This window comes from Streptomyces sp. NPDC002817 (assembly GCF_053592055.1).
Genome location: NZ_JBSFUY010000017.1, coordinates 1 through 26,806 on the forward strand (window position 1 = coordinate 1; position 26,806 = coordinate 26,806).

Annotated in this window: 27 protein-coding genes and 5 tRNA genes; 19 read left to right on the plus strand and 13 right to left on the minus strand. The window is 69.0% G+C overall.

Going from position 1 to position 26,806, the window contains the following annotated elements; genetic code table 11:
• Positions 1-891 (plus strand): acyl-CoA carboxylase subunit beta (locus tag ACWD3I_RS27955; protein ID WP_365402573.1); only part of this gene is annotated, 891 nt, incomplete at its 5' end.
• Positions 892-948: 57 nt separating this feature from the next.
• A complete protein-coding gene (locus tag ACWD3I_RS27960; protein WP_365402576.1) occupies positions 949-1,140 on the plus strand; it encodes an acyl-CoA carboxylase subunit epsilon in 192 nt (63 codons plus the stop codon).
• Positions 1,141-1,287: 147 nt separating this feature from the next.
• Here the strand turns inward: ACWD3I_RS27960 and ACWD3I_RS27965 are convergent, their stop codons facing one another.
• From ACWD3I_RS27965 to ACWD3I_RS28000, 8 genes are all read right to left on the minus strand, one after another.
• Positions 1,288-1,869, minus strand: a complete 582-nt coding sequence (locus ACWD3I_RS27965; RefSeq protein ID WP_026248371.1) for a GTP-binding protein — start codon at positions 1,867-1,869, stop codon at positions 1,288-1,290.
• The gene (locus ACWD3I_RS27970; RefSeq protein WP_046258888.1) at positions 1,850-2,428 is read right to left on the minus strand and encodes a DUF742 domain-containing protein; all 579 of its coding nucleotides are present in this window, start codon (positions 2,426-2,428) and stop codon (positions 1,850-1,852) included. The genes ACWD3I_RS27965 and ACWD3I_RS27970 overlap by 20 nt, the downstream gene beginning before the upstream one ends.
• A gap of 98 nt (positions 2,429-2,526) precedes the next feature.
• On the minus strand, positions 2,527-2,940 hold the full coding sequence (locus ACWD3I_RS27975) for a roadblock/LC7 domain-containing protein (protein ID WP_005479603.1): 414 nt from the start codon (positions 2,938-2,940) through the stop codon (positions 2,527-2,529).
• A 10-nt stretch (positions 2,941-2,950) separates the two neighbouring features.
• Entirely contained in the window at positions 2,951-6,232 is a 3,282-nt protein-coding gene (locus ACWD3I_RS27980; RefSeq protein ID WP_365402579.1) for a nitrate- and nitrite sensing domain-containing protein, read from the minus strand.
• A gap of 379 nt (positions 6,233-6,611) precedes the next feature.
• Positions 6,612-7,187 carry a GTP-binding protein gene (locus tag ACWD3I_RS27985; protein ID WP_046258886.1) on the minus strand — a complete coding sequence of 192 codons (576 nt, stop codon included), beginning with the start codon at positions 7,185-7,187 and terminating at the stop codon, positions 6,612-6,614.
• Entirely contained in the window at positions 7,168-7,563 is a 396-nt protein-coding gene (locus ACWD3I_RS27990) for a DUF742 domain-containing protein (RefSeq protein ID WP_030611532.1), read from the minus strand. Before ACWD3I_RS27990 ends, ACWD3I_RS27985 begins: the two co-directional genes overlap by 20 nt.
• A gap of 111 nt (positions 7,564-7,674) precedes the next feature.
• Positions 7,675-8,088, minus strand: a complete 414-nt coding sequence (locus tag ACWD3I_RS27995) for a roadblock/LC7 domain-containing protein (protein WP_005479910.1) — start codon at positions 8,086-8,088, stop codon at positions 7,675-7,677.
• Positions 8,089-8,097: 9 nt separating this feature from the next.
• Entirely contained in the window at positions 8,098-11,892 is a 3,795-nt protein-coding gene (locus tag ACWD3I_RS28000) for a sensor histidine kinase (protein ID WP_365402582.1), read from the minus strand.
• Positions 11,893-12,496: 604 nt separating this feature from the next.
• Between ACWD3I_RS28000 and ACWD3I_RS28005 the strand changes: the two genes are divergently transcribed.
• From ACWD3I_RS28005 to ACWD3I_RS28045, 9 genes are all read left to right on the plus strand, one after another.
• The gene (locus ACWD3I_RS28005; RefSeq protein WP_365402584.1) at positions 12,497-12,682 is read left to right on the plus strand and encodes a hypothetical protein; all 186 of its coding nucleotides are present in this window, start codon (positions 12,497-12,499) and stop codon (positions 12,680-12,682) included.
• Positions 12,683-12,797: 115 nt separating this feature from the next.
• The gene (locus tag ACWD3I_RS28010) at positions 12,798-13,574 is read left to right on the plus strand and encodes a fumarylacetoacetate hydrolase family protein (protein ID WP_266887611.1); all 777 of its coding nucleotides are present in this window, start codon (positions 12,798-12,800) and stop codon (positions 13,572-13,574) included.
• Positions 13,558-15,042 carry a glutamate--tRNA ligase gene (gene gltX, locus ACWD3I_RS28015; protein ID WP_365402588.1) on the plus strand — a complete coding sequence of 495 codons (1,485 nt, stop codon included), beginning with the start codon at positions 13,558-13,560 and terminating at the stop codon, positions 15,040-15,042. Before ACWD3I_RS28010 ends, gltX begins: the two co-directional genes overlap by 17 nt.
• Positions 15,043-15,156: 114 nt before the next feature.
• Complete coding sequence (locus ACWD3I_RS28020) at positions 15,157-15,888, plus strand: HAD family hydrolase (RefSeq protein WP_365402592.1); 732 nt, start codon at positions 15,157-15,159, stop codon at positions 15,886-15,888.
• A gap of 91 nt (positions 15,889-15,979) precedes the next feature.
• Positions 15,980-16,051: transfer RNA gene (locus ACWD3I_RS28025), tRNA-Gln, on the plus strand.
• 40 nt (positions 16,052-16,091) lie between these two features.
• Positions 16,092-16,164, plus strand: a tRNA-Glu gene (locus tag ACWD3I_RS28030).
• A 62-nt stretch (positions 16,165-16,226) separates the two neighbouring features.
• Positions 16,227-16,299, plus strand: a tRNA-Glu gene (locus tag ACWD3I_RS28035).
• 20 nt (positions 16,300-16,319) lie between these two features.
• Positions 16,320-16,391 (plus strand) — tRNA-Gln (locus ACWD3I_RS28040).
• A 31-nt stretch (positions 16,392-16,422) separates the two neighbouring features.
• A tRNA-Glu gene (locus ACWD3I_RS28045) sits at positions 16,423-16,495 on the plus strand.
• Positions 16,496-16,548: 53 nt separating this feature from the next.
• On the opposite strand, the gene ACWD3I_RS28050 is transcribed toward ACWD3I_RS28045, so the two are convergent.
• Positions 16,549-17,193 (minus strand): MerR family transcriptional regulator, encoded by a 645-nt coding sequence (locus tag ACWD3I_RS28050; protein ID WP_365402595.1) that lies wholly within the window; start codon positions 17,191-17,193, stop codon positions 16,549-16,551.
• A gap of 89 nt (positions 17,194-17,282) precedes the next feature.
• On the opposite strand from ACWD3I_RS28050, the gene ACWD3I_RS28055 reads away from it, so the two are divergent.
• A complete protein-coding gene (locus ACWD3I_RS28055) occupies positions 17,283-17,807 on the plus strand; it encodes a DUF4188 domain-containing protein (RefSeq protein WP_365402598.1) in 525 nt (174 codons plus the stop codon).
• 75 nt (positions 17,808-17,882) lie between these two features.
• Here ACWD3I_RS28055 and ndgR read toward each other — a convergent pair whose 3' ends face one another.
• On the minus strand, positions 17,883-18,599 hold the full coding sequence (gene ndgR / locus ACWD3I_RS28060; protein ID WP_007384919.1) for an IclR family transcriptional regulator NdgR: 717 nt from the start codon (positions 18,597-18,599) through the stop codon (positions 17,883-17,885).
• Between the two features lie 192 nt (positions 18,600-18,791).
• Between ndgR and leuC the strand changes: the two genes are divergently transcribed.
• The 4 genes from leuC (at position 18,792) to ACWD3I_RS28080 (ending at position 22,102) form a co-directional block, all read left to right on the plus strand.
• The gene (gene leuC, locus ACWD3I_RS28065; protein ID WP_365402601.1) at positions 18,792-20,216 is read left to right on the plus strand and encodes a 3-isopropylmalate dehydratase large subunit; all 1,425 of its coding nucleotides are present in this window, start codon (positions 18,792-18,794) and stop codon (positions 20,214-20,216) included.
• Between the two features lie 5 nt (positions 20,217-20,221).
• Positions 20,222-20,815, plus strand: a complete 594-nt coding sequence (leuD, locus tag ACWD3I_RS28070) for a 3-isopropylmalate dehydratase small subunit (protein ID WP_266887598.1) — start codon at positions 20,222-20,224, stop codon at positions 20,813-20,815.
• A gap of 265 nt (positions 20,816-21,080) precedes the next feature.
• Entirely contained in the window at positions 21,081-21,311 is a 231-nt protein-coding gene (locus ACWD3I_RS28075; protein WP_046258874.1) for an SCO5555 family protein, read from the plus strand.
• Between the two features lie 137 nt (positions 21,312-21,448).
• The gene (locus tag ACWD3I_RS28080; protein ID WP_365402604.1) at positions 21,449-22,102 is read left to right on the plus strand and encodes an HU family DNA-binding protein; all 654 of its coding nucleotides are present in this window, start codon (positions 21,449-21,451) and stop codon (positions 22,100-22,102) included.
• A 74-nt stretch (positions 22,103-22,176) separates the two neighbouring features.
• Here the strand turns inward: ACWD3I_RS28080 and ACWD3I_RS28085 are convergent, their stop codons facing one another.
• Together ACWD3I_RS28085 and cofC are read right to left on the minus strand one after the other, a co-directional pair.
• Entirely contained in the window at positions 22,177-22,380 is a 204-nt protein-coding gene (locus tag ACWD3I_RS28085) for a hypothetical protein (protein ID WP_365402607.1), read from the minus strand.
• Positions 22,381-22,474: 94 nt separating this feature from the next.
• Positions 22,475-23,113, minus strand: coding sequence for a 2-phospho-L-lactate guanylyltransferase (gene cofC, locus ACWD3I_RS28090; protein ID WP_365402610.1), 639 nt, complete (start codon positions 23,111-23,113; stop codon positions 22,475-22,477).
• Between the two features lie 154 nt (positions 23,114-23,267).
• On the opposite strand from cofC, the gene ACWD3I_RS28095 reads away from it, so the two are divergent.
• The 3 genes from ACWD3I_RS28095 to ACWD3I_RS28105 are packed head-to-tail and all read left to right on the plus strand — an operon-like array spanning position 23,268 to position 26,268.
• Positions 23,268-24,044 (plus strand): lysophospholipid acyltransferase family protein, encoded by a 777-nt coding sequence (locus ACWD3I_RS28095; RefSeq protein WP_365402612.1) that lies wholly within the window; start codon positions 23,268-23,270, stop codon positions 24,042-24,044.
• Entirely contained in the window at positions 24,041-25,051 is a 1,011-nt protein-coding gene (locus tag ACWD3I_RS28100) for an NAD(P)H-dependent glycerol-3-phosphate dehydrogenase (protein ID WP_266887586.1), read from the plus strand. Before ACWD3I_RS28095 ends, ACWD3I_RS28100 begins: the two co-directional genes overlap by 4 nt.
• Before the next feature lie 59 nt (positions 25,052-25,110).
• Positions 25,111-26,268, plus strand: a complete 1,158-nt coding sequence (locus tag ACWD3I_RS28105; protein WP_365402615.1) for a D-alanine--D-alanine ligase family protein — start codon at positions 25,111-25,113, stop codon at positions 26,266-26,268.
• Positions 26,269-26,293: 25 nt separating this feature from the next.
• On the opposite strand, the gene ACWD3I_RS28110 is transcribed toward ACWD3I_RS28105, so the two are convergent.
• Positions 26,294-26,797, minus strand: coding sequence for a DUF3515 domain-containing protein (locus ACWD3I_RS28110; RefSeq protein WP_365402618.1), 504 nt, complete (start codon positions 26,795-26,797; stop codon positions 26,294-26,296).
• Positions 26,798-26,806: the final 9 nt, after the last annotated feature.

Below are 26,806 nucleotides of genomic sequence, written 5' to 3' on the forward strand. Positions count from 1 at the left end.
GAGACCTCGGGCGTCTGCCACTTCGCGTACGACGACGAGGAGACCTGCATCGCGGAGGTGCGCTACCTCCTGTCGATGCTGCCCCAGAACAACCGTGAGAACCCGCCGCGCGTGGAGTCCACGGACGCCGCGGACCGCCGTGGCGACGTACTGCTCGACCTGGTCCCCGCGGACGGCAACCGGCCGTACGACATGGCCAAGGTCATCGAGGAGATCGTCGACGACGGCGACTACCTCGAGGTCCACGAGCGCTGGGCGCGGAACATCATCTGCGCTCTGGCCCGCCTCGACGGCCAGGTCGTCGGCATCGTGGCGAACCAGCCGCAGTCCCTCGCGGGCGTCCTGGACATCGAGGCGAGTGAAAAAGCTGCGCGTTTCGTCCAGATGTGTGACGCTTTTAACATCCCGATCGTCACTTTCCTGGACGTCCCCGGGTTCCTCCCGGGCGTCGACCAGGAGCACGGCGGAATCATCCGCCACGGCGCGAAGCTCCTCTACGCCTACTGCAACGCGACCGTGCCGCGGATTTCGCTGATCCTGCGCAAGGCATACGGAGGCGCCTACATCGTCATGGACAGCCAGTCCATCGGTGCGGACCTCACCTACGCGTGGCCGACGAACGAGATCGCCGTGATGGGCGCCGAAGGTGCCGCCAACGTCATCTTCCGCCGGCAGATCGCGGACGCCGAGGACCCCGAGGTCATGCGGGCCCGCATGGTCAAGGAGTACAAGTCCGAGCTCATGCACCCGTACTACGCGGCCGAGCGCGGCCTGGTGGACGACGTGATCGACCCGGCGGAGACCCGCGAGGTCCTCATCAAGTCCCTGGCGATGCTCCAGTCCAAGCACGCCGACCTGCCGTCCCGCAAGCACGGCAACCCCCCGCAGTAACCCAGCGGACCCTCCGCGACACCCCTGCGGAAACCTCTCTCACGGAGACTGACACCCATGAACACTCCCGACATCCGCGTCGAGAAGGGCCACGCCGAGCCCGAGGAAGTCGCCGCGATCACCGCGATCCTCCTGGCCCGCGCCGCCGCCCAGCCCGCTTCCCCGGACCAGCACCACACCCACCCCAAGGCCGGCTGGCGCCGCCTGGAACGCGAGGGCGGCTTCCGCGCCCCGCACAGCTGGCACTGAGCCATACGCTGACTACGTTGAAGGGCCCCTCTCTAGAGAGGGGCCCTTCAACGTACCTAAGGGGCGCGGGGAACTGCGCGACAAGCCAAAGGACTGCCGCAGACGGCGTACAACCGTCCGAGGCAGCCCAGTAGCCGCAGGAACTTCCTACCGCAGCCTTGCCATGAGGGCGTGCTCCACCAGCGTGATCAGAGCCGACTTCGCATCCGCCCGGTGCCGCGCGTCCGTCGTGATGATCGGGGTGTCCGGGCCGATCTGCAGCGCCTCCCGGACCTCGTCCGGGTTGTACGGCTGGTTCCCGTCGAACCCGTTCAGGGCGATCACAAAAGGAAGCCCCGAGTTCTCGAAGTAGTCGACAGCCGGGAAGCAGTCGGCAAGGCGCCTCGTGTCCACGAGGACGATCGCGCCGATGGCGCCGCGCACCAGGTCGTCCCACATGAACCAGAAGCGGTCCTGACCGGGCGTACCGAAGAGGTACAGGATCAGATCCTGGTCCAGGGTGATACGGCCGAAGTCCATGGCCACCGTGGTGGTGGTCTTGTCACCGGTGTGGGTGAGGTCGTCGATGCCCGCGGAAGCGGACGTCATGACGGCCTCGGTGCGCAGCGGGTTGATCTCCGAAACGGCCCCGACGAACGTGGTCTTGCCCACGCCGAAGCCACCCGCCACCACGATCTTCGCCGAGGTGGTGGAGCGGGAAGGACCGCCGCTAGAGCTTGCGAAGTCCACTGAGCACCCTTTCGAGCAGTGTCACGTCTGGCTGGCCGCCGGCGTTCTCGTCGCCGCCGGGCTGATGAATGGCGACCAGGCCCGCCTCCGCCAAGTCGGCGACGAGGATCCTGGCCACGCCGAGAGGGATCGTGAGCAGAGCCGAGACTTCGGCTACCGACTTGATCTCTCGGCAGAGGTTGCAGATCCGCTGATGCTCGGGCAACTGGCCCTGCATCTGGTGCGGCTGCGCGGTGGTGTGCACCAGTGCCTCGATGGCGAGCTGGTAGCGCGGGCGCGTCCGGCCGCCGGTCATGGCGTACGGGCGCACCAAGGGGTTGTTCGACGCCCCTGCGGGCGCCGGCTCAGGGGCGCGTCGCTGCGGCTGCACAGGCTGGATACGCGGTGCCGACGGCTGGTCGTACGGCGAGGGCCCGGGGCCCTGGGGCGCGTACGGCTGCCGATGGCTCGGTGCGGAGGGGAAGTTGTAACGGTTCGGGTTCTGGGAACCGTCGTTCTGACCCTGGCCAGGGCCGTACGACCAATTACCGGACGATGAACCGCCTGGGGGTGTTGCCACTTTCTCTCCTCCTCCGACTGTGCCCGGGCACCGCATCACTGTGGAGCCGCGTCCCGAAACCTTATGGCCTCGGGACGCCAAAACGCACCGTCTGTCTGTTAGTTGAGAAGGCTCCCTTGGAGCTCGGCCCGAAGATCGGGCGTCAGGACCGTACCTGCACGGTCCACCAGGAGCGCCATCTCGTACCCGATGAGACCGATGTCGGCCTCGGGATGTGCGAGAACTGCGAGCGAGGATCCGTCGGAGACGGACATGATGAAGAGGAATCCCCGCTCCATCTCCACAACCGTCTGGTTCACGCTGCCGCCCTCGAAGATGCGCGAGGCACCGGCGGTCAGTGAGGTCAGACCGGAGGCGACGGCCGCAAGCTGGTCGGCGCGGTCACGCGGAAAACCCTCGGACATCGCCAGAAGGAGTCCGTCGGCGGAGACCACCACCGTGTGGGACACCCCGGGGGTGTTGTCCACGAAGTTGGTGATCAACCAGTTCAGGTTCTGTGCCGCCTGGCTCATCGGGCTCACACTAACGCTCCTGGTTGTAGGTGCTGTCAGGACCGAAGCCCTGACCGTTCGTTTCACTGCTTGCGCTGCGACCCCGCTCGACACCGCGGCGCAGGTTGCTCAACCTGCCCCGGACGTCCTCGGGAGCGCGGGAGACCTGTGGGCCGCCCTGGGGGGTGGTCTCGGCGGCTCCCTCGACCAGGTTGGCCTTGGGCACCCGCCTCGGCAGACCGGAGGAGGTGACCCCGCCCGCCTTGGGCTTCTTGAGCGCCGAAGCCTGCTGCCAGCGCTCGTCGTTGGCCGAGCGCCAGTCACCGTTGCCGTTGCCGTTGCTCTCCGGTGCGGAGGCCGGCGGCTCCTGGGCCACGTGCCGCGAGCCGAACATGTCGGTCGTGGTGCCCGTGCCGTTCGTTCCGTTCGCACGGGCCGTGCCGTTCGCTCCGCCCCCGCCGGATCCGCGGCGGGGGAGCCCCGCCTCGGTCAGGTCGTGAGCGGCCGACGGGGCCGGACCCGGACGGTCGAAGCCTACGTGGTCGCGCTCACCGACGTCAGTGGCCTGCGCGGATTCCGCTTCGGGAGCGTACTGGCCCTGGTACCCGTTCTGGTACCCGTCCTGCTGCGGCCAGTCGTCCTGGTAGCGGCGCTCCTCGAAGGCCGGGATGGACTCCGGTACGGACGTGTGGTCCGCCTGAGCGGGCTCCGCATACGTGGGCTCGGGGTAGCCGCCGTTCGACGAGAAGGCGTCGTTCTGCGGCACACCGCCGTTCGGCGCGTAGTACTGCTCGTCGTACGACGGCTGCTGCGGCTCCTCGTACGCGGCGCGCTGCGGCTCGGCGTAGGGCGACTGCTGCTGCTCCTCGTAGCCGGAGGGCTGCTGGAAGCCGCCGTGGCCGTTGTCGTAGGCGGCCTGCTGCGCGTCGAACTCGTCGGCGTACGACGGGTTCGCGGGGCCCTCCAGGGACGGCTGGCCGTGCTGGGCCTCCAGGGCCGCGCGGCGCTCCTCACGCATGAGGGAGCGGCCTACGGGGTCCAGCTCGCGTATGTCGTCCGGGACCTCGGTGTAGCGGCTGTCGTCGAAGCCGAGCTCGGCGGCCGTGCGCATCGGCAGGCCGTTGTTGAAGTTCTCGCCGCCGAAGCTCTGCTCCGGGATGATCTGCGAGACCGTGAACTCGTCCTGGGACGGCTGCTGCTGCTCGCCACCACCACCGTGGGTGATCGCGTCCGGCAGCATGACCAGCGAGGTCGTGCCGGCCTGCTCGCCCGAGGGGCGCAGCTGGACGCGGATGCCGTGCCGGTCGGACAGCCGGCCGACCACGAACAGACCCATGCGCTGCGAGATCGCGGCGTCCACGGTCGGCGGGTTGGCCAGCTTGTGGTTGATGTCCGCGAAGTCCTCGGCGGTGAGGCCGATGCCCTTGTCGTGGATCTCGATCATCACGCGGCCGTCGGGGAGACGGGTCGCGGTCACACGGACCTTGGTCTGCGGGGAGGAGAACGTGGTGGCGTTCTCCAGGAGCTCGGCGAGCAGGTGCACGAGGTCGGTCACGGCACGGCCGTGGATCTCGGCCTCCGGGACGCCCGAGAGCTCGATGCGCTCGTACTGCTCCACCTCGGAGGAGGCGGCACGGAGCACGTCGACCAGCGGGACCGGCTGGTCCCAGCGGCGGCCGGGCTCCTCGCCGGCGAGGACCAGGAGGTTCTCGCCGTTGCGGCGCATACGGGTCGCGAGGTGGTCCAGGCGGAAGAGGTTCTCCAGCTGGTCCGGGTCGGCCTCGTTGTTCTCCAGTTCGGTGATGAGGGTCAGCTGGCCCTCGATCAGGGACTGGTTGCGGCGCGACAGGTTGGTGAAGATCGCGTTGATGTTGCCCCGCAGGAGAGCCTGCTCGGCGGCGAGCCGGACGGCCTCGCGGTGGACCTGGTCGAAGGCGCGGGCGACTTCGCCGATCTCGTCGGTCGAGGTGATCGGGATCGGCGTGACCCGGGTGTCGACCCGGCCGGGGTCGGTGCGGGAGAGCTGGTCGACCAGCATCGGCAGGCGCTGCTCGGCGATACCGAAGGCGGCGTTGCGCAGCTGGCGCATCGAGCGGGACATCTGGCGGGCCACCATGCCGGCCAGGATGAACGCGGCGAGCAGGGCGACCACGACGGCGGCACCGGTGATGAAGGCGTCGCGCTGGGCGTCGTCGGCGATGCTGGCGGCCTCGTCCACGGCCTTGTCGGCCATGTCGGACTCGATCGTCCGGTAGACGTTGTACTTGAGGGTGTTGACCGCCCACCAGTTCTCGGCGGTGATGCCCTTCGTGGCGAGCACGTCACGCTCGGACTTGTCCGTGGAGGTCAGACCGCCGATGGCCCTGACCATGTCGACCGGGTCGGCGGGCGGCGCCACATAGGCGGAGTTCTTCTGCTCGGCTTCCTTGGCCATCGTCGCGCCGTCGGCCGTCGCCTGCTTCTGCAGGGTGTCCAGCTTCTGGGCGTCGGCCTCGGTGCCACCACCGATGTACTCCTCGATGGCGATGCCCTCGAGGTAGGCGTACGAGGTGAGCGCGGTGCGCTGGGCGGCGAAGCTCTTGACGTCGGGGCCCGGCTTGATCAGCAGGTGCATGCCGATGGAGCGCTCGAGCGACAGCGAGGCCTTGGTCAGCGCGATCGCGTAGACGGTACGGCCGTAGCTGGTGATGTTTCCGGTGCCGAGACCGAGCTCGTTGGAGAACTCCATCAAGGGGTGCGCGACCTCGACGTAGCCCTCTTCGGTCTTCACGCCGTCGAGCTTGTCGGTGTACGCGGCCGTGCGCAGCTTCTGGAGGTTCGGCTCCACCTTGCGGAAGATCTGGAGGCGGCGCTGGAGGCCCGCCGTCTGCGGCATGTTCTGCGCGGCCTCGTCGAAGGCGTCGGCGGCGGTGTCCGTGGCCTTGCGGGCGGCGACGACCGTCTTGTCGTCCTCGCCCAGGTCCTGAAGCAGCGGGGCGGCGGTGGAGTCGCGCTCGGTGTAGAGGGCGTCGCCGTAGGTCAGGGCGGCCCGGACCAGACGTGCGGTCTTCTCCGCGTCCTCGGCCTGCTGCCAGGTGTCGATCGAGCTCTTCACCTGGAAGCCGCCCATGACGAGGCCGACCAGCACGGGTATGAGCAGGATCGCGTTCAGCCGCGTCGGCACGCGCCAGTTGCGCGGGGAGAGACGGCTGCCGCTCGGAGCCGGCGCTGCCGTCGGTTCCGAACCGGGCACAGGGGCGGGCGCCGCTCCGCGCGGCGGCGGGGTGAAGTTGCCCCGGGCCGACGGCTCGGGACCGTTCTTGCTTCGCCTCACTCGACCAACAACCTTCCGGCGGGGTCGGCACCAACGTTGTGCCGCAGTCTCTCAGAGCCCAGTGCGCCATCGACTAGTGAGTACGTCTTTGACTATTGGGCAGTTCAGGCATTCCAGCATGGCGGCCTACGGTCCTCCAAACATGGGAGGGCGGGGATTCGGAGTGATGTAAGCCCTAGATAAAACGGTCATAAAGAGCGAGCCCCGTCAAATGACGGGGCTTTTGTGAGCGCAGTGAGACCGGTTGACAACGACGCGTGGCCGTACCACCCGATTCCTCTGCCGAAACGTTATGAACACCAGGGCCGACCGTGTCAAAGGACACAGCCGGCTCCGGGGCGTCTACGACAACTTCCGTACGACACGGACGATTTGAGTGCTACCGCAGCCGTGCCATCAAAGCGTGCTCGACCAGCGTGATCAGGGCACTCTTCGCATCCGAGCGGTGGCGGGCGTCCGTCGTGATGATCGGGGTGTCCGGACCGATCTGCAGCGCCTCGCGCACCTCCTCGGGTGCGTAGGGCTGGTGCCCCTCGAAGCCGTTGAGCGCGACGACGAAGGGGAGACCCGAGTTCTCGAAGTAGTCGACCGCGGGGAAGCAGTCGGCGAGACGGCGGGTGTCCACGAGGACGATCGCGCCGATGGCGCCGCGCACCAGGTCGTCCCACATGAACCAGAAGCGGTCCTGGCCCGGCGTACCGAAGAGGTACAGGATCAGGTCCTGGTCCAGGGTGATACGGCCGAAGTCCATGGCGACCGTGGTGGTCGTCTTGCCCCCGGTGTGCGTGAGGTCGTCGATCCCCGCGCTCGCCGAGGTCATGACGGCCTCGGTGCGCAGCGGGTTGATCTCGGAGACGGCGCCCACGAAAGTGGTCTTGCCGACGCCGAAGCCGCCGGCCACCACGATCTTCGCGGAGGTGGTCGCCCGGCCTCCGTCAGAGCTTGCGAAGTCCACTGAGCACCCTTTCGAGCAGTGTCACGTCCGGAGCGCCGGTGCTCTCGTCGCCGCCCGGCTGGTGGATGGCGACGAGACCCGCCTCGGCGAGGTCCGCGACGAGGATGCGGGCCACACCGAGCGGCATGGCCAGGAGCGCCGACACCTCGGCGACCGACTTCACCTCACGGCACAGGTGGCAGATGCGCTGGTGCTCGGGGAGCAGGCCCATCAGTGCCGCCGGGTCGGCCGTGGTGCTGATCAGGGCCTCTATGGCGAGCTGGTAGCGCGGCCGGGTCCGGCCGCCGGTCATCGCGTACGGACGTACCAGCGGCTGGTCGCCCTCATCCTCGTACGGCTCCGCGTACGGATCATGAGAGGCGGTGGGCGGGGTCATGAATCCTCCGGGCGGGACAGCAAGTCGGTCAGTCAAGCCGTCTGACATGGCCGGTGGGGGGATTGTGGCGGCCGGACGGTGATTTGGTGAGACAGGTGGTTCCGGGGCCGGTCAGTGAAGCAGACTGCCCTGTAGTTCGGCGCGGAGATCAGGCGTGAGCACCGCCCCCGCGCGGTCGACGAGCAAGGCCATCTCGTAGCCGACCAGGCCGATGTCGCACTCGGGGTGCGCGAGCACGGCCAGGGACGAGCCGTCCGAGACGGACATCAGGAACAGGAAACCCCGCTCCATCTCGACGACCGTCTGTGCCACGTCGCCGCCCTCGAAGATCCGGGAGGCCCCGGCCGTCAGCGAGGTGAGACCCGACGCGACGGCCGCCAGCTGGTCGGCACGGTCACGCGGGAAACCCTCGGACATCGCCAGCAGAAGACCGTCGGCGGACACGACGACGGTGTGGGACACCCCGGGGGTGTTGTCCACGAAGTTGGTGATCAACCAGTTCAGGTTCTGTGCCGCCTGGCTCATCGGGCTCAACTAACGCTCCTGCTGGTGAGTGGGGCTCGGGAAGCTGCCCGTCTGGCCGGTGCCGGCCTGACGACCTTGCGCGATACCCCGACGGAGATTGGTCAGACGGCCGCGTACGTCATCAGGCGCACGCGAGACTGCCGGACCGGATTGGTGCTGTTGCTGCTGAGCCGTGCCCGGGACGAGGTTCGCCCGGGGCACCCGGCGCGGCAGGCCGGAGGTGGTGACCCCGCCCGCGGCCGGCTGCCTGACCCGCTCGGCCTGCCGGACGAGGTCGTCGTTCGGCGAGCTGCGCCAGGAGGCGTTGGCCGCGGTCCGCTGGGGAGCGGATGCGGGGGACTGTGGTGCCGCGGGAGTCTGCGGGGCCTGAGCCGGAGCGCTGCCCTGCTGATCCTGCTGGCCGCCCTGCTGACCGTGGAACCAGTTGGTCTCCAGGGTGTCGTACAGCGGCGTCCGTCCGTCGCCGGCGCTCGTCGCCGGAGGCAGCGCCTCGGGCTCCTGACGGGCGGGACGCTGCGGACGCGGCGGGACCGGGGGACGCGGGGCGCCGAAGTCGGCCGGGCCACGTCCGCCGTTCGTCTGCGGTCGCTCGAACTGGCCGGTGTGCTGCGAGTTCTGGTGACCCGGCAGAGCGTGCTGGCCGGTGGAGCTGCTGTCCTGGCCCGGCATCGGGAACTGGCCGGTGGAGCCGTTGTCGTACCCCTGCGGAGCCGTGAACTGGCCCGTCGCCGAGGGGCTGGTCTGCCCCGGGGTGCCGAAGACGTCCGGGCGGACGAACGAACCCGTGCCGCTCTGCGGAGCCTCGGTACCGGGGCGGGCGAACTGGCCCGTGTTCTGCGGCGCGTCGTACTCGGAGCGGGCGAACTGACCGGTGCTCTGCGGGGCGTCGAAGTCCGGGCGGGCGAACTCGGAGGTGGCGCCGGGACCCTGGCGGCCGTCGGACCGGGGGATCGCGGGCATCTCCGTGGTCGCGCCCGGGCCCTGCCGGTCGTCGATCCGCGGCATACGGGACGTCTGCGCGGCGTCCTGCTCGTCATGGCCGCGCGGGGTGTCGAGCGAGGTGTGCGAGATCTGAGGCTGCGCGTTCTCGTCGCTCCAGCTGGGCGTCCGGGGCTGCTGCGGGTTGCCGCCGCCGGGCAGCTCGGCCCGCGGACCGCCACGGCCCGGGAGCTGACGCCCACGGCGACGGCCCTGCTGCTCGTTGCCCGAGTTGCCCGCGGGAGCGGACTGCTGCGGCGGTACGGGACCGCGGCCGCCACCGAAGGCGTCCTGCGGCGCGGAGGTACCCGCGGCCTGCAGCCCCTGCGGAGCACCCGGCGCCTGACCGCCGAACCCGGCGCCCGCACCGGCCGGGGAAGGCCGGCCCTGCGGAGGAGCCGAGGGAGCCTGGGGTCCGCGCGCGCCACCGGGCGCACCCGGACGACCGCCGTTGCCCGTGCCCGGCAGCGCGGCCCGCGGCCCCTGACCGGCATTGAGCCGGCCACCGGGCTGAGCGCCGGCACCGAGGGCACCGCCACCGAAGGGCGCACCCGCACCGAGAGAGCCGCCCTGCTGACCGGGGCCACGACGGGCCGCGGCCACACCGGCGGATGCCTGCGCGGCGGACGGGGCGCCACCGGCACCCTGACCGGGCTTGGGCTGCGGCTTCTTGCCGCCCTGGGCGACATCGACGGGCAGCATGACCAGCGCGGTCGTACCACCGGAGTCGGACGGGCGCAGCTGGATGCGGATGCCGTGACGCTGCGACAGCCGGCCGACCACGAACAGACCCATGCGTCGGGAGACCGAGACGTCCACGGTGGGCGGCGAGGCGAGCCGCTCGTTGATCGCGGCGAGGTCCTCGGGGGAGAGGCCGATGCCGGTGTCGTGGATCTCGATCAGGACGCGGCCGTCGGGCAGCGCGTGACCGGTGACCTTGACCTTGGTCTGCGGCGAGGAGAAGGAGGTCGCGTTCTCGAGCAGCTCGGCGAGGAGGTGCACGAGGTCGTTGACGACGCGGCCGGCGACTTCGGTGGTCGGCACCGAGGCCAGCTCGATGCGCTCGTACTGCTCCACCTCGGAGGCGGCGGCGCGGAGCACATCGACCAGCGGGACCGGGCGGGTCCAGCGGCGGCCGGGCTCTTCACCGGCGAGAACCAGAAGGTTTTCACCGTTCCGGCGCATACGGGTCGCGAGGTGGTCCAGCTTGAACAGCGAGGACAGCTGGTCCGGGTCGGCCTCACGGGACTCGAGCTCGGAGATCAGCGACAGCTGGCGCTGGATAAGACCCTGGGAGCGGCGCGAGAGGTTGGTGAACATCGCGTTGACGTTGCCCCGGAGCAGGGCCTGCTCGGCGGCGAGGCGGACGGCCTCGCGGTGCACGTCGTCGAAGGCCGCGGCCACCTTGCCGATCTCGTCCCGGGAGTGCACACCGACCGACTCCACGGACGTGTCGACGTCCTGCGGGTCGGACTCGGACAGCGCCTTGACCAGCTCGGGCAGCCGGTCCGTGGCGACCTTGGTGGCGGTCTCCTCCAGCCGGCGCAGCGAGCGGATCATGGACCGGGCCACGACGAAGGCGCCGACGAGCGAGATGCCGAGCACGAGCAGGATCAGCGCACCGGAGATGATCGCTTCCTGCTCCGACTCGTTGCGCAGCTCGCGGGCCTTCTGCTCCATCTCCTCGAGCAGCGTGTGCTCGATCTTGCCCATCTGGTCGATCTTGGAGGAGCTGTCGTCCACCCAGTCCTGGTAGGACCGCTTGTCCAGGTTCTCCAGACCGTCCGTGGAACCCAGGGCGCGGCTGGCGTAGGTGTCGGCGGACTGGATGGTCGAGTTGTTGTCGCTGATGGGTTCCAGGAGCTGGACGGCGTCGGCCTTGCCGTAGATGGACTGGAAGCTCTTGATCTCGGCGTCCTCGTTGGTGAGGGCCGACTGGGCGTAGAGCTGGTCGTTCTGGGAGAGGTTGCCGAAGGTCGTCTTGTTCGCGGGCAGGGCCGCGGCGAGGACCGCGCGCTGCACGGAGGAGTACTCCTTGGCGGCGGAGAAGGCCGCCAGGGCACGTGTGCGCTGGATCATCTCGGGGTTGCTGGTCGCCTGCGCCATGTCGCGCGAGAGGTCGAGCAGCTGCGTCACGAGGCGGTGGTAGGCCTCCACCGTCTGCGTGGAGTTGTTCTTCTGCTCGTAGGCGGTGTTGCGAACCTTCTCGATACCGCGCAGGTTGCTGACCAGGAGCACCACGTTCTCGCGGACGCCCTGGAGGCTTCCGCCCTCGGTGTCGATCTCCTCGGAGGAGTCGACGAAGTCCTCGAGGGCGCGGTCCGTCTTGTCGCGCAGACCCTTGATCGTGTACTCGGTCGCGCTGGAGCCGTGCGCCAGCGGACCGGCGGACAGGTCGCGCTCCTTCTGGAGCGCGTCGGCCAGCGCGGTCGCCTGCTTGGTCATGTCCGTCAGCAGCTTCATGTTCTCGAGCTGCTGGATGTCGTCCATGTTGTCGCTGATGCGCAGGGCGCCCAGCGAGGTGGCCGCGACCACGGGCAGTGCGAGCAGCGACACCAGGCGCGTGGAGATTCGCCAGTTGCGCAGCGCTATTCGCGAGCCGGGGCCGGTCGGGCCCTTCGGCGCCTTCACCGTCGGGGCGGCGGGGTTCGCGGGTCCGGAGGACGCCGCGCCGGGTCGCCCGGAGCGCTCGCCTCCGTCGCCGGACGTGGCCGCCTGGCCCGGGTTCTGGGCGTGCTGGGGCGCGGAGCCGCCTTTCGGGCCAGTCCCGCCGTGCGGCTCCGGCTCCGCCGAAGCGCTGCCATCCCTCTTGAAACGTCCCTGCACTAGCGTCGCAACCTCTGGACCAGGCGCCCCTCCGCGTGAACGGAAGGACACGGTGTCGGCGTACTAGGGGGCGCCCTGAATTACGCCCCCCGATGGTCGTGAGTGACCGGCGCTGGCTCCCCCTTACTCGCCGCCACCCGGCGCGCGGTGCGCCCCCAGTGCGCCGGCTCGTTCCTGCGGCGGTCCGTGAGATTCCAGCACAGTGCAGGATCTCCAACAAGGGCCGTAGGCCAGGCTGTGACTTCCGTGACACCACGTGAGGGACGGGTTACGAGACGTAGAAAGTGATCCACTCAAAAGTGGACGTACCCGAACGGATCCCTTACGCGACAAGGGTGTCCCAGTCGCCATGATCAGGAGCGGAATGGTGCCTTCAGGGGGTCAATGTCCGTTTCGTTGGGGTGGGCTGCGGGCCTGAATTGACCGCTTTGCGTCTCACCCCGTGAGCAAACTCACATGCGGATCATGGGGTCTTCACGCCTTCGGAGGGGAATCGCATGTTTAGCCTGACGCTTTACATGACGTAACACTTTGACAACCCGCGCCCGCCCGGGGCCCCTTGGGACCCGTCCGGCGCCCGAAGACGACAAGGTCTCGTAGAACCGTGAAGACGACGATGATGTTCCGCAACATAGCCAACCCGCGGCGCACGACGCTGGCGCACCTCGAGGACGCCGACGACCTGCAGACCCCGGAGCTCCCGGAGCACTCCGTCGACCTCCCGGCCCAGACCGCCAACCCGCGCCGCACGATCCTGATGGACGTCCCGGTCGCCGCCACCGCCGAGTAGATCACGCTCGTACGACCGTCGGTGCGCCCGCGTAATGCGCGAGGCGCCGGCCCTTTGCCGCGTTAGCCTGGAGCGTCAGACTCCAGACGGCTCAAGTGAGGGGCGCAAGGATCCCGTGCGCATCGCCAGATTCTCCATCGACGGGAACGTCGCCTTCGGCGCGGTCGAGGGCGACAAGCCTGACGAGCTCGTCCTCGACATCATCAAGGGCATCCCGTTCGCGGACTTCGAGCTCTCCGGTACGAAGGTCCCGCTGAGCAAGGTCCGGCTGCTGCCGCCGGTGCTCCCCAACAAGGTCGTGGCCTACGGCCGCAACTACGCCGAGCACGCGCGGGAACTGGGCAACGAGGTCCCCGACGCCCCGTTCGCCTTCTTCAAGCCGTCCACCTCGGTGATCGGCTCCGGCGACGAGATCCAGTACCCGTCCTTCTCCGAGGACCTCCACCACGAGGCCGAGCTGGCCGTGGTCATCGGCCGTATGTGCCGCGAGGTCCCGCGCGACCGCGTCAAGGACGTCATCCTCGGCTACACCTGCGCCAACGACATCACCGCCCGCGACGTACAGAAGCGCGAGAAGCAGTGGGCCCGGGCCAAGGGCTTCGACACCTCCTGCCCGCTCGGCCCCTGGGTGGAGACGGACCTCGACCCCGCCGACCTCACGATCCAGCTCACGGTCAACGGCCAGCAGCGTCAGCTCGGCCGCACCAGCGAGATGATCCACCCGATCGAGGATCTGATCGTCAACATCTCCGAGGCCATGACGCTGCTCCCCGGCGACGTGATCCTCACGGGCACCCCGGCAGGCGTCGGGCCGCTCACCGTCGGCGACGAGGTCGCCGTCACCATCGAAGGCATCGGCACTCTCACCAACAAGGTTGTCAAGCGTGGCTAGCGCACCCGTCCGCGTACGTTTCTGCCCCTCGCCCACCGGTAACCCCCATGTGGGCCTGGTCCGCACCGCCCTGTTCAACTGGGCGTTCGCCAAGCACCACCAGGGCACGCTCGTCTTCCGCATCGAGGACACCGACGCGGCCCGCGACTCCGAGGAGTCCTACGGCCAGCTGCTCGACTCGATGCGCTGGCTGGGCTTCGACTGGGACGAGGGCCCCGAGATCGGCGGCCCGCACGCGCCGTACCGCCAGTCGCAGCGCATGGACCTCTACAAGGAGGTCGCGGGCAAGCTCCTGGACGCCGGTCACGCCTACCGCTGCTACTGCTCCCAGGAGGAGCTGGACACCCGCCGCGAGGCCGCCCGCGCCGCCGGCAAGCCCTCCGGCTACGACGGCCACTGCCGTGAGCTGACCGACGCGCAGGTCGAGGAGTACAAGGCGCAGGGCCGTGCGCCCATCGTCCGCTTCCGCATGCCCGACGAGACGATCACCTTCACGGACCTGGTCCGCGGCGAGCTGACGTTCACCCCGGAGAACGTGCCGGACTACGGGATCGTACGAGCCAACGGGGCACCCCTCTACACGCTAGTGAACCCCGTCGACGACGCCCTGATGGAGATCACCCACGTCCTGCGCGGCGAGGACCTGCTCTCCTCCACCCCGCGCCAGATCGCCCTGTACAAGGCGCTGACCGAGCTGGGCATCGCCAAGCAGACCCCGTCCTTCGGCCACCTGCCGTACGTGATGGGCGAGGGCAACAAGAAGCTCTCCAAGCGCGACCCGGAGTCCTCGCTCAACCTGTACCGCGAGCGCGGCTTCCTGCCCGAGGGGCTGCTCAACTACCTCTCCCTCCTCGGCTGGTCGCTCTCGGCCGACCAGGACATCTTCACGATGGACGAGATGGTCGCGGCCTTCGACATCGCGGACGTCCAGCCCAACCCGGCCCGCTTCGACCTCAAGAAGTGCGAGTCGATCAACGGCGACCACATCCGCCTGCTGGACGTGAAGGACTTCACCGAGCGCTGCGCCTCCTGGCTGCGGGCCCCGTTCGCCCCCTGGGCGCCGGAGGACTTCGACGAGTCGAAGTGGCACGCGATCGCCCCGCACGCCCAGACCCGGCTGAAGGTCCTCTCGGAGATCACGGACAACGTCGACTTCCTGTTCCTCGCCGAGCCCGTCGTCGATGAGCCGAGCTGGGCGAAGGCCATGAAGGAGGGCTCGGACGCGCTGCTCCGCACGGCCCGCGAAAAGCTGGAGTCCGCGGACTGGACCTCCGCGGAGTCCCTGAAGGAGGCCGTCCTGGCCGCCGGCGAGGTCCACGGCCTCAAGCTCGGCAAGGCCCAGGCCCCGGTCCGCGTGGCCGTCACCGGCCGTACGGTCGGCCTGCCCCTCTTCGAGTCCCTGGAGATCCTGGGCAAGGAGAAGACCCTGACCCGCATCGACGCGGCGCTGGCGAAGCTGGCGGCGTGACACCGACGCACCCGTGAGGGGCGGCGCCCGGCCAACCGGGCGCCGCCCCTTCGGCGTTGGGTGACAACCGACGATCGGCAGACGCGCCCGGCCGGGCGGAGTTACCGTCGGATCATGAGTATTCGGGCCGTGGTCTGGGATGTGGACGACACTCTTTTCGACTACACCGGTGCCGACCGCGCCGGCATGCGCCTGCACCTGGCGGCCGAGGGGCTGCTGGACGGGTACGAGAGCGTCGAAGAGGCCATCGTGAGCTGGCGGGAGATCACCGACGTCCAGTGGGCACGGTTCTCGGCGGGGGAGGTCGACTTCCAGGGCCAGCGCAGGGACCGCGTGCGGGTGTTTCTGGGGGAGGAACTGAGCGACGCGGAAGCCGACGCCTGGTTCCAGCGGTACATCGCGCACTACGAGACCGTCTGGGCCCTCTTCCCGGACGTCCTGCCCGTCCTGGACGCGCTGGCCGCCAGCCACCGGCACGCGGTGCTCTCCAACTCCAGCATCCACGTCCAGGACCGCAAACTGCGCGCCCTCGGCGTGTACGACCGCTTCGAGGCCGTCATCTGCGCGGCCGAACTCGGCGTCTCCAAGCCGCAGGCCGGCGCCTTCCACGCGGCCTGCGAGGCCCTGGAACTCGCCCCGGAGCAGGTGGCCTACGTCGGTGACCATCCGGAGATCGACGGACGCGGTGCCGCCGAGGCCGGCCTGCGTTCCTTCTGGATCGACCGCGACGGTGTGTACGCGACCGGCACCGCACCCGTAGGCCCCCATCGGATCGCCACCCTCGCCGAACTCCCCGCGCTCCTCGGCGCGGATACCCGTTTTGGAGCCCCGTCCACCTTCGGGTAATGTTCTTCCTGCGCCGCCGGAGAGCGGGCCGAAAGGGCCGGGACCGACGGAGCAAACTAGAACAAGATCCCCTTCGGGGCTTGCGTTCCAGTGGCCTATGGTGTAATTGGCAGCACGACTGATTCTGGTTCAGTTAGTCTTGGTTCGAGTCCAGGTAGGCCAGCTCGCAGAGCTCATCTGCAGGCGGAGATCAATTCCGCAAAGCCCCCGTTGTGTAGCGGCCTAGCACGCTGCCCTCTCAAGGCAGTAGCGCCGGTTCGAATCCGGTCGGGGGTACAGATCCTTCCCGCGAGGATGGTCAGGGTAGCTCCCGCCGATCTCGATGCAGGATCGCTAGGGCCCCCGTTGTGTAGCGGCCTAGCACGCCGCCCTCTCAAGGCGGTAGCGCCGGTTCGAATCCGGTCGGGGGTACGAAAAGCTTTTAACCATATTGGTCTATGGTGTAATTGGCAACACTACGGTTTCTGGTACCGTCATTCTTGGTTCGAGTCCAGGTAGACCAGCTCGGAACTGCGGAAACGCAGGATCGCTAGGGCCCCCGTTGTGTAGCGGCCTAGCACGCCGCCCTCTCAAGGCGGTAGCGCCGGTTCGAATCCGGTCGGGGGTACGCAGAGTGAAGGCCCTCCACTTCGGTGGGGGGCCTTCGCCGTTCCCGGCGGCCTACTCGTAGCCGTACCGCCGTGTCGACTCCTCCTCCTGCGCCAGCCGGTGCAGCGCCCGGAGCATCGGCTCGACGAGCACCACACCCAGCACCGCGACCTCCGCCTTCTCTGCCTCCGAGACATGCGACTCCATGAACTCCATGTCCAGCTCGGCCACTTGGTGCATGAGCCGGGCGTAGGGCACGAGAGTTCCGGGGTCCCAGTCGTAGCCGAGGCGGCGCAGTGCGGCCGTCGCCACCACGAGGGAGCGGAAAGAGGGCGAGATCGTCGTCATGGCCTGGGCGTTGGACCAGCCCAGCGTCCGGAGCAGCTCCTCCATCGCGACCCGCGCCCCCTGCACGAACTCATCGTCCGCATCCGGCTCCGGCACCTGCGGCATGGCCCACACCGCCGCGCCCAGCCGCATCGCGCGGGGCAGGGACTCGTCGTCGACGTGCCCCAGCACCTCCCGGACCGTCGCCACCGGCACCCGGCCGACCTGGATCATCGCGCGGACCAGCTTCAGCCGGCGCAGGTGCTCCTCGTCGTACTCGGCCGTCGTCGTGTTGATCTGGCGGCCGGGGGCCAACAGCCCTTCGCGCAGGTAGTACTTGATCGTCGCCGTGGACACCCCACTGCGCTCGCTCAGTTCGGCCAGTCGCATGTCTTGCGCCCTTCATTGGGGAGTGTCACTATCCAAGCATTGCTCAGAAGGATAGTGCCGCTATCCGACAGGGGAAACGGGGGCTCGTCATGTTCGCCAAGCCGGTACCGGGGCGCACCACCGCCGACACCGAGGGCGACGTGGTCGTCCTGCTGATCGGCATGCGCATCAACCACTTCTGGGCCGTGCACCACTGGTTCCCGGTCCTCCTGGCCATGCCGCGGATGCTGCGCGAGCTGGGGAGGGCGCCCGAGCGGGGACTGCTCAGCCATGTCCTGCTGACGGCCAACCCGCGGACGTACTACGTCGTCCAGTACTGGGAGTCCAAGGAGAAGCTCTACGCCTACGCGCAGGCGCCGGACATGTTCCACCGACGGGCGTGGGCGATCATCAACCGCAAGGAGAAGGCGGGGAAGGCCAGGCAGCACGTCGGGCTGTGGCACGAGACCTATGTCGTGCCCGAGGGGTCGTACGAGTCGATCTACGCCGACATGCCGGCCTTCGGACTCGCGGCGGCGCACGGCCAGGTGCCGCTGGAGCGGCGGGGGCGTACCGGCAAGGACCGCTTCGCGCACCGGTCGGCGAAGGCGAAGGTGGCCGAAGAAGCCAAGTGACGGGGGGATCGGGGGACGGGGAGGGCCTGCCGCGGCGTTGGGGCAGGTCTTCCCCGCTGTGGTGTCCCGGGTCCGTCAGCCGGTGCGGCGCAGGGCCTCGGAGAGGCGGGCGGCGGCGTCGATGACCGCCTGGGCGTGCATACGGCCCGGGTGGCGCGTCAGGCGCTCGATGGGGCCGGAGACCGAGACGGCGGCCACGACACGGTTGGAGGGGCCGCGTACGGGCGCCGAGACGGACGCCACGCCCGGCTCGCGCTCACCGATGGACTGGGCCCAGCCCCGGCGTCGTACGCCCGAGAGCGCGGTGGCCGTGAAACGGGCGCCCTGCAGGCCGCGGTGGAGGCGCTCGGGCTCCTCCCAGGCCATCAGGATCTGGGCGGAGGAGCCGGCCTTCATCGTGAGCGTCGAGCCGACCGGGACGGTGTCCCGGAGTCCGGACAGCCGCTCCGCCGCGGCGACGCAGATGCGCATGTCGCCCTGGCGGCGGTAGAGCTGCGCGCTCTCGCCCGTGATGTCACGGAGATGCGTGAGCACCGGGCCCGCGGTGGCGAGGAGGCGGTCCTCGCCCGCGGCCGCGGCCAGCTCCGCCAGCCGGGGGCCGAGAATGAAACGACCCTGCATGTCGCGCGCCACCATACGGTGGTGTTCCAAGGCCACGGCCAGCCGGTGGGCCGTGGGTCGTGCCAGTCCGGTGGCCGCCACAAGACCTGCGAGGGTGGCCGGGCCGGACTCCAGGGCGCTGAGGACAAGGGCTGCCTTGTCCAGAACGCCGACGCCGCTACTGTTGTCCATGAAACGATACTCACGTCTCACTCTGTGAAACGCAAGTTCCTTTTTTCGTGAGACGCGCAACCCTTGGATACACAGCGGCCCGCGGACCAACGGGCCTGGTGGCGGCTGCCCGGGAAACCAGGGGGTGCGGGCGCCGCTTCCTGAAGATCTCTAGTTGGGCCGGCGCACCATTTGCCGGCCGGAGGGAAAGCGATGGGTAGGACACTCGCGGAGAAGGTCTGGGACGACCATGTCGTCCGGCGCGCCGAGGGCGAGCCCGACCTCCTCTTCATCGATCTGCACCTGCTGCACGAAGTGACCAGCCCGCAGGCCTTCGACGGCCTTCGCAAGAGCGGTCGCCCGGTGCGCAGGCTCGACCTGACCATCGCCACCGAGGATCACAACACCCCGACCCTCGACATCGACAAGCCCATCGCCGACCCGGTCTCCCGGGTCCAGCTGGAGACGCTGCGCAAGAACGCCGCCGATTTCGGTGTGCGCCTGCACTCGCTGGGCGACGTCGAGCAGGGTGTCGTCCACGTCGTGGGCCCGCAGCTGGGTCTGACCCAGCCCGGCATGACGGTCGTCTGCGGCGACTCCCACACCTCCACGCACGGCGCCTTCGGCGGTCTGGCGTTCGGCATCGGCACCTCCCAGGTGGAGCATGTGCTGGCCACCCAGACGCTGCCGCTGGTCCGCCCGAAGACCATGGCCATCACCGTCGACGGCGAACTGCCCGACGGCGTCACCGCCAAGGACCTGATCCTGGCGATCATCGCGCGGATCGGCACCGGCGGCGGCCAGGGCTACGTCCTGGAGTACCGCGGCTCCGCCATCGAGAAGCTTTCGATGGAAGCCCGGATGACCATCTGCAACATGTCGATCGAGGCCGGCGCCCGCGCGGGCATGATCGCCCCCGACCAGACCACCTTCGACTACCTCGAGGGCCGTGTGCACGCCCCCAAGGGCGAGGACTGGGACGCGGCCCTCGCGTACTGGAAGACGCTGAAGTCGGACGAGGACGCGGAGTTCGACGCCGAGGTCGTCATCAAGGCCGACGAGCTGTCGCCGTTCGTCACCTGGGGCACCAACCCCGGCCAGGGCGCACCGCTTTCGGCGGACGTCCCCGATCCTGCTTCGTACGAAGACGCTTCGGAGCGCCACGCCGCCGAAAAGGCCCTGGAGTACATGGGGTTGGAGGCCGGCCAGCCGCTGCGCTCCATCAAGGTGGACACCGTCTTCGTAGGTTCGTGCACCAACGGCCGCATCGAGGACCTGCGCGCCGCCGCCGAGCTCGTCAAGGGCCGCAAAGTCGCCGACGGCGTACGGATGCTGGTCGTCCCCGGCTCCGCGCGGGTCGGTCTGCAGGCCGTCTCCGAGGGCCTGGACGTCGTCTTCAAGGACGCCGGCGCCGAATGGCGGCACGCGGGCTGCTCGATGTGTCTGGGCATGAACCCGGACCAGCTGGCCCCGGGTGAGCGCTCCGCGTCCACCTCCAACCGCAACTTCGAGGGCCGGCAGGGCAAGGGCGGTCGTACGCACCTGGTCTCGCCGCAGGTCGCCGCCGCGACCGCCGTGCTGGGCCACCTGGCCTCGCCCGCCGACCTGTCCGACGCCCCTGTGCCCGCTGGAGTCTGAGAGTCATGGAAGCATTCACCACGCACACCGGCCGGGCCGTCCCGCTGCGCCGCTCCAACGTCGACACCGACCAGATCATCCCTGCTCACTGGCTCAAGAAGGTGACCAGGGACGGGTTCGAGGACGGGCTGTTCGAGGCCTGGCGCAAGGACGAGAAATTCATCCTCAACCAGCCCGAGCGCGAGGGCGCGACCGTTCTGGTCGCCGGCCCCGACTTCGGCACCGGCTCCTCCCGTGAGCACGCCGTGTGGGCGCTGCAGAACTACGGCTTCAAGGCCGTCATCTCCTCCCGGTTCGCCGACATCTTCCGCGGCAACTCGCTCAAGAACGGCCTGCTCACGGTGGTTCTGGAGCAGAAGATCGTGGACGCGCTCCAGGAGCTCACGGAGAACGACCCCCAGACCGAGGTCACGGTCGACCTGGAGGCCCGCGAGGTGCGCGCCGAGGGCATCACCGCGAGCTTCGAGCTGGACGAGAACTCCCGCTGGCGGCTGCTGAACGGGCTGGACGACATCTCCATCACCCTCCAGAACGAGGAAGACATCGCCACCTACGAGGCCAAGCGGCCCTCGTACAAGCCGCGGACGATCGAGGTCTGATCCGGAGCCGTCCAACAGGTCGACTTTCGGCCACCGCAACACCCCCGCCGTACCCCCGATCAGCCCGATCGGGGGTACGGCTGTGTCTGCACCCGAACGGCCCTGCACGCGCTTGTGACTGTCCTCAACTTCCCACGTTAGGAGGGGTGTTGCCGGGGTACGCGACTTGTACAGCCGCGGCTTCCACAAGTGCCCGGAAGGCCGTTTGAGGCGGCAGTTGCACCCTGAGCAGGCGACAACTCGCCCCAGATGGCACAATCTGTGCATGGAACACGACGGCCAACTCAAGCTCTATGCGGCAGTCGCGGACCAACTCAAGGAAGCGCACACAAGAGTGCGTGCACTGCAAGTCCCGGAGGGCGTACGGATGGCGCTGACCCGGAAGCTGCTGGTCATTACGGCCGCGGCCAAGCACGATCTCGCCGATGCGGCAAGGCGTCTGGAGGCCTTCACGGCGGACCTCGACGCGGGTCGATTCCCCGAAGAGGAACGCTGAACAAGTCCGAGACAGCCGAACCCGTTGCGGCACAAGGGTGATAAGCCCGTTTCGTGTTTGATTTGCGGTATATATCTGCCTAACGTGCGAAAAAGCCTGAACAGTTTCGTTCGGGCAATGTCTCCGAAGGGGAAGACGTGAACAAGGCGCAGCTCGTAGAAGCGATTGCCGACAAGGTCGGTGGCCGTCAGCAGGCCGCCGACGCGGTCGACGCGGTCCTGGACGCCATCGTCCGCGCGACCGTGGCGGGGGACCGGGTCTCGGTCACCGGCTTCGGTTCGTTCGAGAAGGTCGACCGCCCGGCTCGTTACGCCCGCAACCCCCAGACGGGCGAGCGGGTTCGGGTCAAGAAGACCTCCGTTCCGCGCTTCCGTGCGGGCCAGGGCTTCAAGGACCTGGTGAGCGGCACGAAGAAGCTCCCGAAGAACGACGTCGCGGTCAAGAAGGCGCCCAAGGGCAGCCTGACCGGCGGGGCTTCGGCGACGGTCAAGAAGGCCGCCGCGAAGAAGGCCGCCCCGGCGAAGAAGGCGACGGCCGCCGCGAAGAAGACCACGGCGAAGAAGACGGCCGCCAAGAAGACCACGGCGACCGCGAAGAAGACCACGGCGAAGAAGACGACGGCCAAGAAGACCACGGGCGCCGCCAAGACCACCGCCGCGAAGAAGACCACCGCCAAGAAGGCGACGGCCAAGAAGGCCCCGGCGAAGAAGGCGACGGCCAAGAAGGCCCCCGCCAAGAAGTCGACGGCTCGCAAGACCACCGCCAAGAAGACCACCGCCCGCAAGAGGTAGGGGCGCAGGGGTACTCACGCGCCGGGCCGGACTCCGTGTCGGAGTCCGGCCCGCGGCGTGTTCGGAAGGGCTTCTCAGAAGGTCTGCAGGGTCACCAGGGTGATGCGGGGGGCGGCCTTCGTGTCCTCCAGCTCGATCCGCACCCGCTGTCCGGGCCGCAACAGCCTCAGCCCGCCCGCGTCGAACGCCGGGGCGTCGAAGGGCACGGGGGTGCCGTCGTCCAGCAGCACGCTGCCGGTGCGGGTGTCGGCGTCGTATGTGTAAGCGGTGGCGTGCATGGTCGTCAGGGTAGTGGTTCGTCGTCGGGTGCGGGCTCGTCGTGGCTGGTCGTGCCCACGCCGAGGAGCCGCATATCGATACGGCCCCACGCCCCTAGAGGCCGGGAATCAACAGCCCCGCCGACACGGTCGCCGTCCGCGGTCCCACTCCCAGCGCCAGTGCCACACGCAGGTCCTCGCCGGTGTCCACGTCCTGGCGGACGGAATCCACCTCGGTGAGACACAGTTCCACCGCCCCTGACGCGCGATGGCGGGCCCTGGAATCAGTGCCGAAAGCGGGGCGCAATTCGTGGCTCTTCCCCGCGGCCAGCAGTGTCGTACCGATTGCTGCTGCATCCGGGAGAAAAGCGCGGGGGAATTCGGCGGCCGCATCCAGTACCCGGGCCAATTCCGACGGGCGCAGTGCCGGCAGATCGGCATTCAGGGCTGCCACAGCGCTTTCGGGGTGCCGGGCACGTACGGTCGCGGCCCCGTGCGCCAACGCCGCGTTCAGTCCCGCGCGCGGCTCGTCGGGGATGACGCGGGCGCCCAGGGCGATCAGCTCCCGCGTCGCCAGGGCGTCGTCCGTGACGACCGCCACATCCCCGACGGCAGGGCTGGCCAGCGCGGCTGCCACCGTGTCCTGGGCGAAGGCGAGGGCCAGACCCGGACGCAACTCGTCGGCGGCGGTGTCCGAGAGCCTGCTCTTGGCGCGCGCCAGGGGCTTCAGGGGTATGACCAAGGTCCACTGCACGAGCGTTCCGTCCCTCTCTTGTCGCGAGCATTGTCACTCAGCCGTCACCTGGGCCATCTGGCGGCCGTCGCCGCTAGGCGTACGGTGTTCTCGACAGACGGGCGGCCTGGGGCGACACTTGTCCGGCCCTCAGGCCCTAGAGGAAGGTGTCCGCGTGCCCCGCCGCAGAATCGGCTTCTGGTACCGCCTCGCAGCGGTGATCGCCAAACCGCCTCTGGTGGTTCTGATCAACCGGGACTGGCGCGGAATGGAGAACATTCCGGCCGACGGCGGATTTATCACCGCGGTGAACCACAATTCGCACGTCGATCCCTTCGCCTACGCACACTTTCAGTACAACACCGGCCGCGTTCCGCGATTCCTCGCGAAGAGCGGTCTTTTCAAGAAGGGATTCATCGGTGCCATCATGCGCGGCACCGGACAGATCCCCGTCTATCGCGAGACCACCGACGCGCTGAGCGCCTTCCGGGCCGCGATCGACGCCGTGGAACGCGGTGAGTGCGTGGCCTTCTATCCCGAGGGCACCATCACCCGGGACCCCGCCCAGTGGCCCATGACCGGCAAGACCGGCGCCGCGCGCGTGGCCCTGCAGACCAAGTGCCCGGTGATCCCGGTCGCGCAGTGGGGTGCCAACGAACTGCTGCCGCCGTACGCCAAGAAGCTCAACCTCCGTCCCCGCAAGACCTCGCACGTCCTCGCGGGTCCCCCCGTGGACCTGTCGCGCTTCTACGACAGGGAGATGAGCCCGGAACTCCTGAAGGAGGCGACCGAGGTCATCATGGCCGCGGTCACCCGCCAACTGGAGGAGATCCGCGGCGAGAGGGCGCCCGAGTCACCTTACGACCCGCGCCAGGAGCGGATCGAGCAGCGGCGCAGGACCTCCGCGCAGACTGAGGCGAAGGTCGAGCAGGAAGAGGGGCAGAGCAAGTGAGCAAGCCGGTCAAGGCGGCCGTCTTCGGCACCGGATCGTGGGGCACCGCCTTCGGCATGGTGCTGGCCGACGCGGGCTGCGAGGTCACCCTGTGGGGCCGTCGCGCCGAACTCGCGGAAGCGGTCAACTCCACGCACACCAACCCGGACTACCTGCCCGGCGTCGAACTCCCGGAAAATCTACGGGCGACGACGGACGCCGCCGAGGCCGCGCGCGACGCCGACTTCACCGTACTCGCCGTCCCCTCGCAGACGTTGCGCGGCAACCTCGCCGAGTGGGTGCCGCTGCTCGCGCCCGACACGGTCCTCGTCTCCCTCATGAAGGGCGTCGAACTCGGCTCCGCCATGCGGATGAGCGAGGTCATCGAGGATGTCGCCAAGGTCGGCCCGAACCGCATCGCCGTGGTCACCGGACCCAACCTCGCCCGCGAGATCGCGGCCCGCATGCCGGCCGCCGCGGTGGTCGCGTGCGCGGACGAGACGGTGGCCCGGCGGCTCCAGTCGGCTTGCCACACGCCGTACTTCAGGCCGTACACCGAGACGGACGTGATCGGTTGCGAGCTGGGCGGCGCCGTGAAGAACGTCATCGGGCTCGCCGTCGGCATCGCGGACGGCATGGGGCTCGGCGACAACACCAAGGGCTCGCTCATCACGCGCGGTCTCGCCGAGACGATGCGCCTGGGGCTGGCGATGGGCGCCGACCCGCTGACGTTCTCCGGACTCGCCGGTCTGGGCGACCTGGTGGCGACCTGCTCCTCGCCGCTGTCCCGAAACCACACCTTCGGCACCAACCTCGGCAAGGGCATGACCCTGCAGGAGACCATCGCGGTCACCAAGCAGACCGCCGAGGGCGTCAAGTCCTGTGAGTCCGTGCTGGATCTGGCGCGCAGGCACGGCGTCGACATGCCGATCACCGAGACGGTCGTCGCCATCGTGCACGAGGGCAAGCCTCCGGTGGTCGCCGTCAAGGAGCTGATGTCGCGCAGCGCGAAGCCCGAACGACGCTGAGCGACGCCGCCTGAGTCACGCTGTATCGGGGCTCTACCAACGGGTACTCTCAACGCGATATGAGCACCGAGAACCTCTCCCAGAGCCCCGAGCAGCCGCCTCGCAAGCCGCGCGTGGCCGTCGTGTCCGGCGGGCGCAGCTCCGAACACGGGATCTCCGTGGTCACCGGCGGCGCCGTCCTCAAGGCCATCGACCGGACCAAGTACGAGGTCCTGCCGATCGGCATCACCAGGGACGGGCGTTGGGCCCTCATCGCCGACGAACCGGAACGCATGGCGATCACCGACCGCCGTACGCCGGACATCGAGCAGCTCGCCGAGTCGCCGGAGGGTGGCGTGGTGCTCCCCGTCGACCCCGCGAACCGTGAAGTCGTCTACAGCGAGCCGGGATCGGTGCCCAAGGCACTCGGCGAGGTCGACGTCGTCTTCCCCGTCCTGCACGGCCCCTACGGCGAGGACGGCACCCTCCAGGGCCTGCTGGAGCTCTCGGGTGTCCCGTACGTCGGCTCGGGCGTGCTCGCCTCGGCCGTCGGCCAGGACAAGGAGTACATGAAGCGGGTGTTCACCTCCTTCGGGCTCAAGGTCGGCCCGTACGTGGTGATTCGGCCCCGCGAGTGGGAGCAGGACGAGTCGGCCGCCCGCAAGAAGATCGTCGGCCTGGCCGGCGAGCACGGCTGGCCGCTGTTCGTGAAACCCGCGCGCGCGGGTTCGTCGATCGGCATCACCAAGGTCGACGACCTGTCCGGGCTGGACGAGGCGATCGCCGAGGCCCAGCGGCACGACCCGAAGATCCTCGTCGAGGCGGCGCTGCGCGGCCGTGAGATCGAGTGCGGCGTCCTGGAGTTCGAGGACGGCCCGCGGGCCTCGGTCCCCGCGGAGATCCCGCCGCCGGACGCGCACGCGTACTACGACTTCGAGGCCAAGTACATCGACTCCACCCCGGGCATCGTCCCGGCCCCGCTGACCCCGCAGGAGACGGCGGAGGTCCAGCGTCTCGCCGTGGCGGCCTTCGACGCGGCGTCCTGCGAGGGCCTGGTGCGCGCGGACTTCTTCCTCACGGAGGACGGGGAGTTCGTCATCAACGAGATCAACACGATGCCGGGCTTCACCCCGATCTCGATGTACCCGCAGATGTGGCAGGCGACCGGGGTCAGCTACCCGGAGCTGGTGGACCGGCTGATCCAGGCGGCGCTCAGGCGCTCCACGGGGCTGCGGTAGCAGCCCCTCCGGGAAGTTGTGACGCTCACTTCCCGAAGGGGATCGCCTTCTTGACCGACGAGGCCATGTCGGTCAGCATCCCCGCGGTGTCGCGCCCCCCGGGCACCGTCACCTCGACGTACGCCTGGCGGTTGGCCGTGGTGAAGCGGGTCGATCCGTCGTCCTGCTTCTCCATGAGCCACTCGACGCCGTTCACCTCGCCCGCTATCGCCTTGGGGTCGCTTCCGGTCGCGACCTTGGGGTCGACCATCTTCGGCGGCCGGACGACACCGCAGCGCAGTATGATCGCCGGGCTTCCCCAGCCCGCCGTCAGCGCGGACGCGGGCTCGGGATCATGCCGGTCGAGACCGTCGACCTTGTCCGGCAGGACACTGTCCAGGTTTCGGCACAGCTTCGCGACCTTCGCCGTGGGGCTGGGAACCGTCACCGAGTCACTGTCGTCTGCTGAGGAGCACCCTGTGGTGACGATCAGCAGGGCCAGGGCGGGCAGCCCGAGGACAGTGCGGTGCCGGTGACGGAAGAAGTTCACCGGCCAAGG

Bases quoted from the DNA above. Each gene is read 5' to 3' on its own strand.
- leuD (WP_266887598.1), top strand. From the start codon at position 20,222: ATGGAAGCATTCACCACGCACACCGGCCGGGCCGTCCCGCTGCGCCGC.
- ACWD3I_RS28050 (WP_365402595.1), bottom strand. From the start codon at position 17,193: ATGCGACTGGCCGAACTGAGCGAGCGCAGTGGGGTGTCCACGGCGACG.
- ACWD3I_RS27990 (WP_030611532.1), bottom strand. From the start codon at position 7,563: ATGACCCCGCCCACCGCCTCTCATGATCCGTACGCGGAGCCGTACGAG.
- ACWD3I_RS28020 (WP_365402592.1), top strand. From the start codon at position 15,157: ATGAGTATTCGGGCCGTGGTCTGGGATGTGGACGACACTCTTTTCGAC.
- ACWD3I_RS27960 (WP_365402576.1), top strand. From the start codon at position 949: ATGAACACTCCCGACATCCGCGTCGAGAAGGGCCACGCCGAGCCCGAG.
- ACWD3I_RS27995 (WP_005479910.1), bottom strand. From the start codon at position 8,088: ATGAGCCAGGCGGCACAGAACCTGAACTGGTTGATCACCAACTTCGTG.
- ACWD3I_RS28055 (WP_365402598.1), top strand. From the start codon at position 17,283: ATGTTCGCCAAGCCGGTACCGGGGCGCACCACCGCCGACACCGAGGGC.
- ACWD3I_RS28085 (WP_365402607.1), bottom strand. From the start codon at position 22,380: ATGCACGCCACCGCTTACACATACGACGCCGACACCCGCACCGGCAGC.
- ACWD3I_RS27975 (WP_005479603.1), bottom strand. From the start codon at position 2,940: ATGAGCCAGGCGGCACAGAACCTGAACTGGTTGATCACCAACTTCGTG.
- ACWD3I_RS28105 (WP_365402615.1), top strand. From the start codon at position 25,111: ATGAGCACCGAGAACCTCTCCCAGAGCCCCGAGCAGCCGCCTCGCAAG.
- leuC (WP_365402601.1), top strand. From the start codon at position 18,792: ATGGGTAGGACACTCGCGGAGAAGGTCTGGGACGACCATGTCGTCCGG.
- ACWD3I_RS28075 (WP_046258874.1), top strand. From the start codon at position 21,081: ATGGAACACGACGGCCAACTCAAGCTCTATGCGGCAGTCGCGGACCAA.
- ndgR (WP_007384919.1), bottom strand. From the start codon at position 18,599: ATGGACAACAGTAGCGGCGTCGGCGTTCTGGACAAGGCAGCCCTTGTC.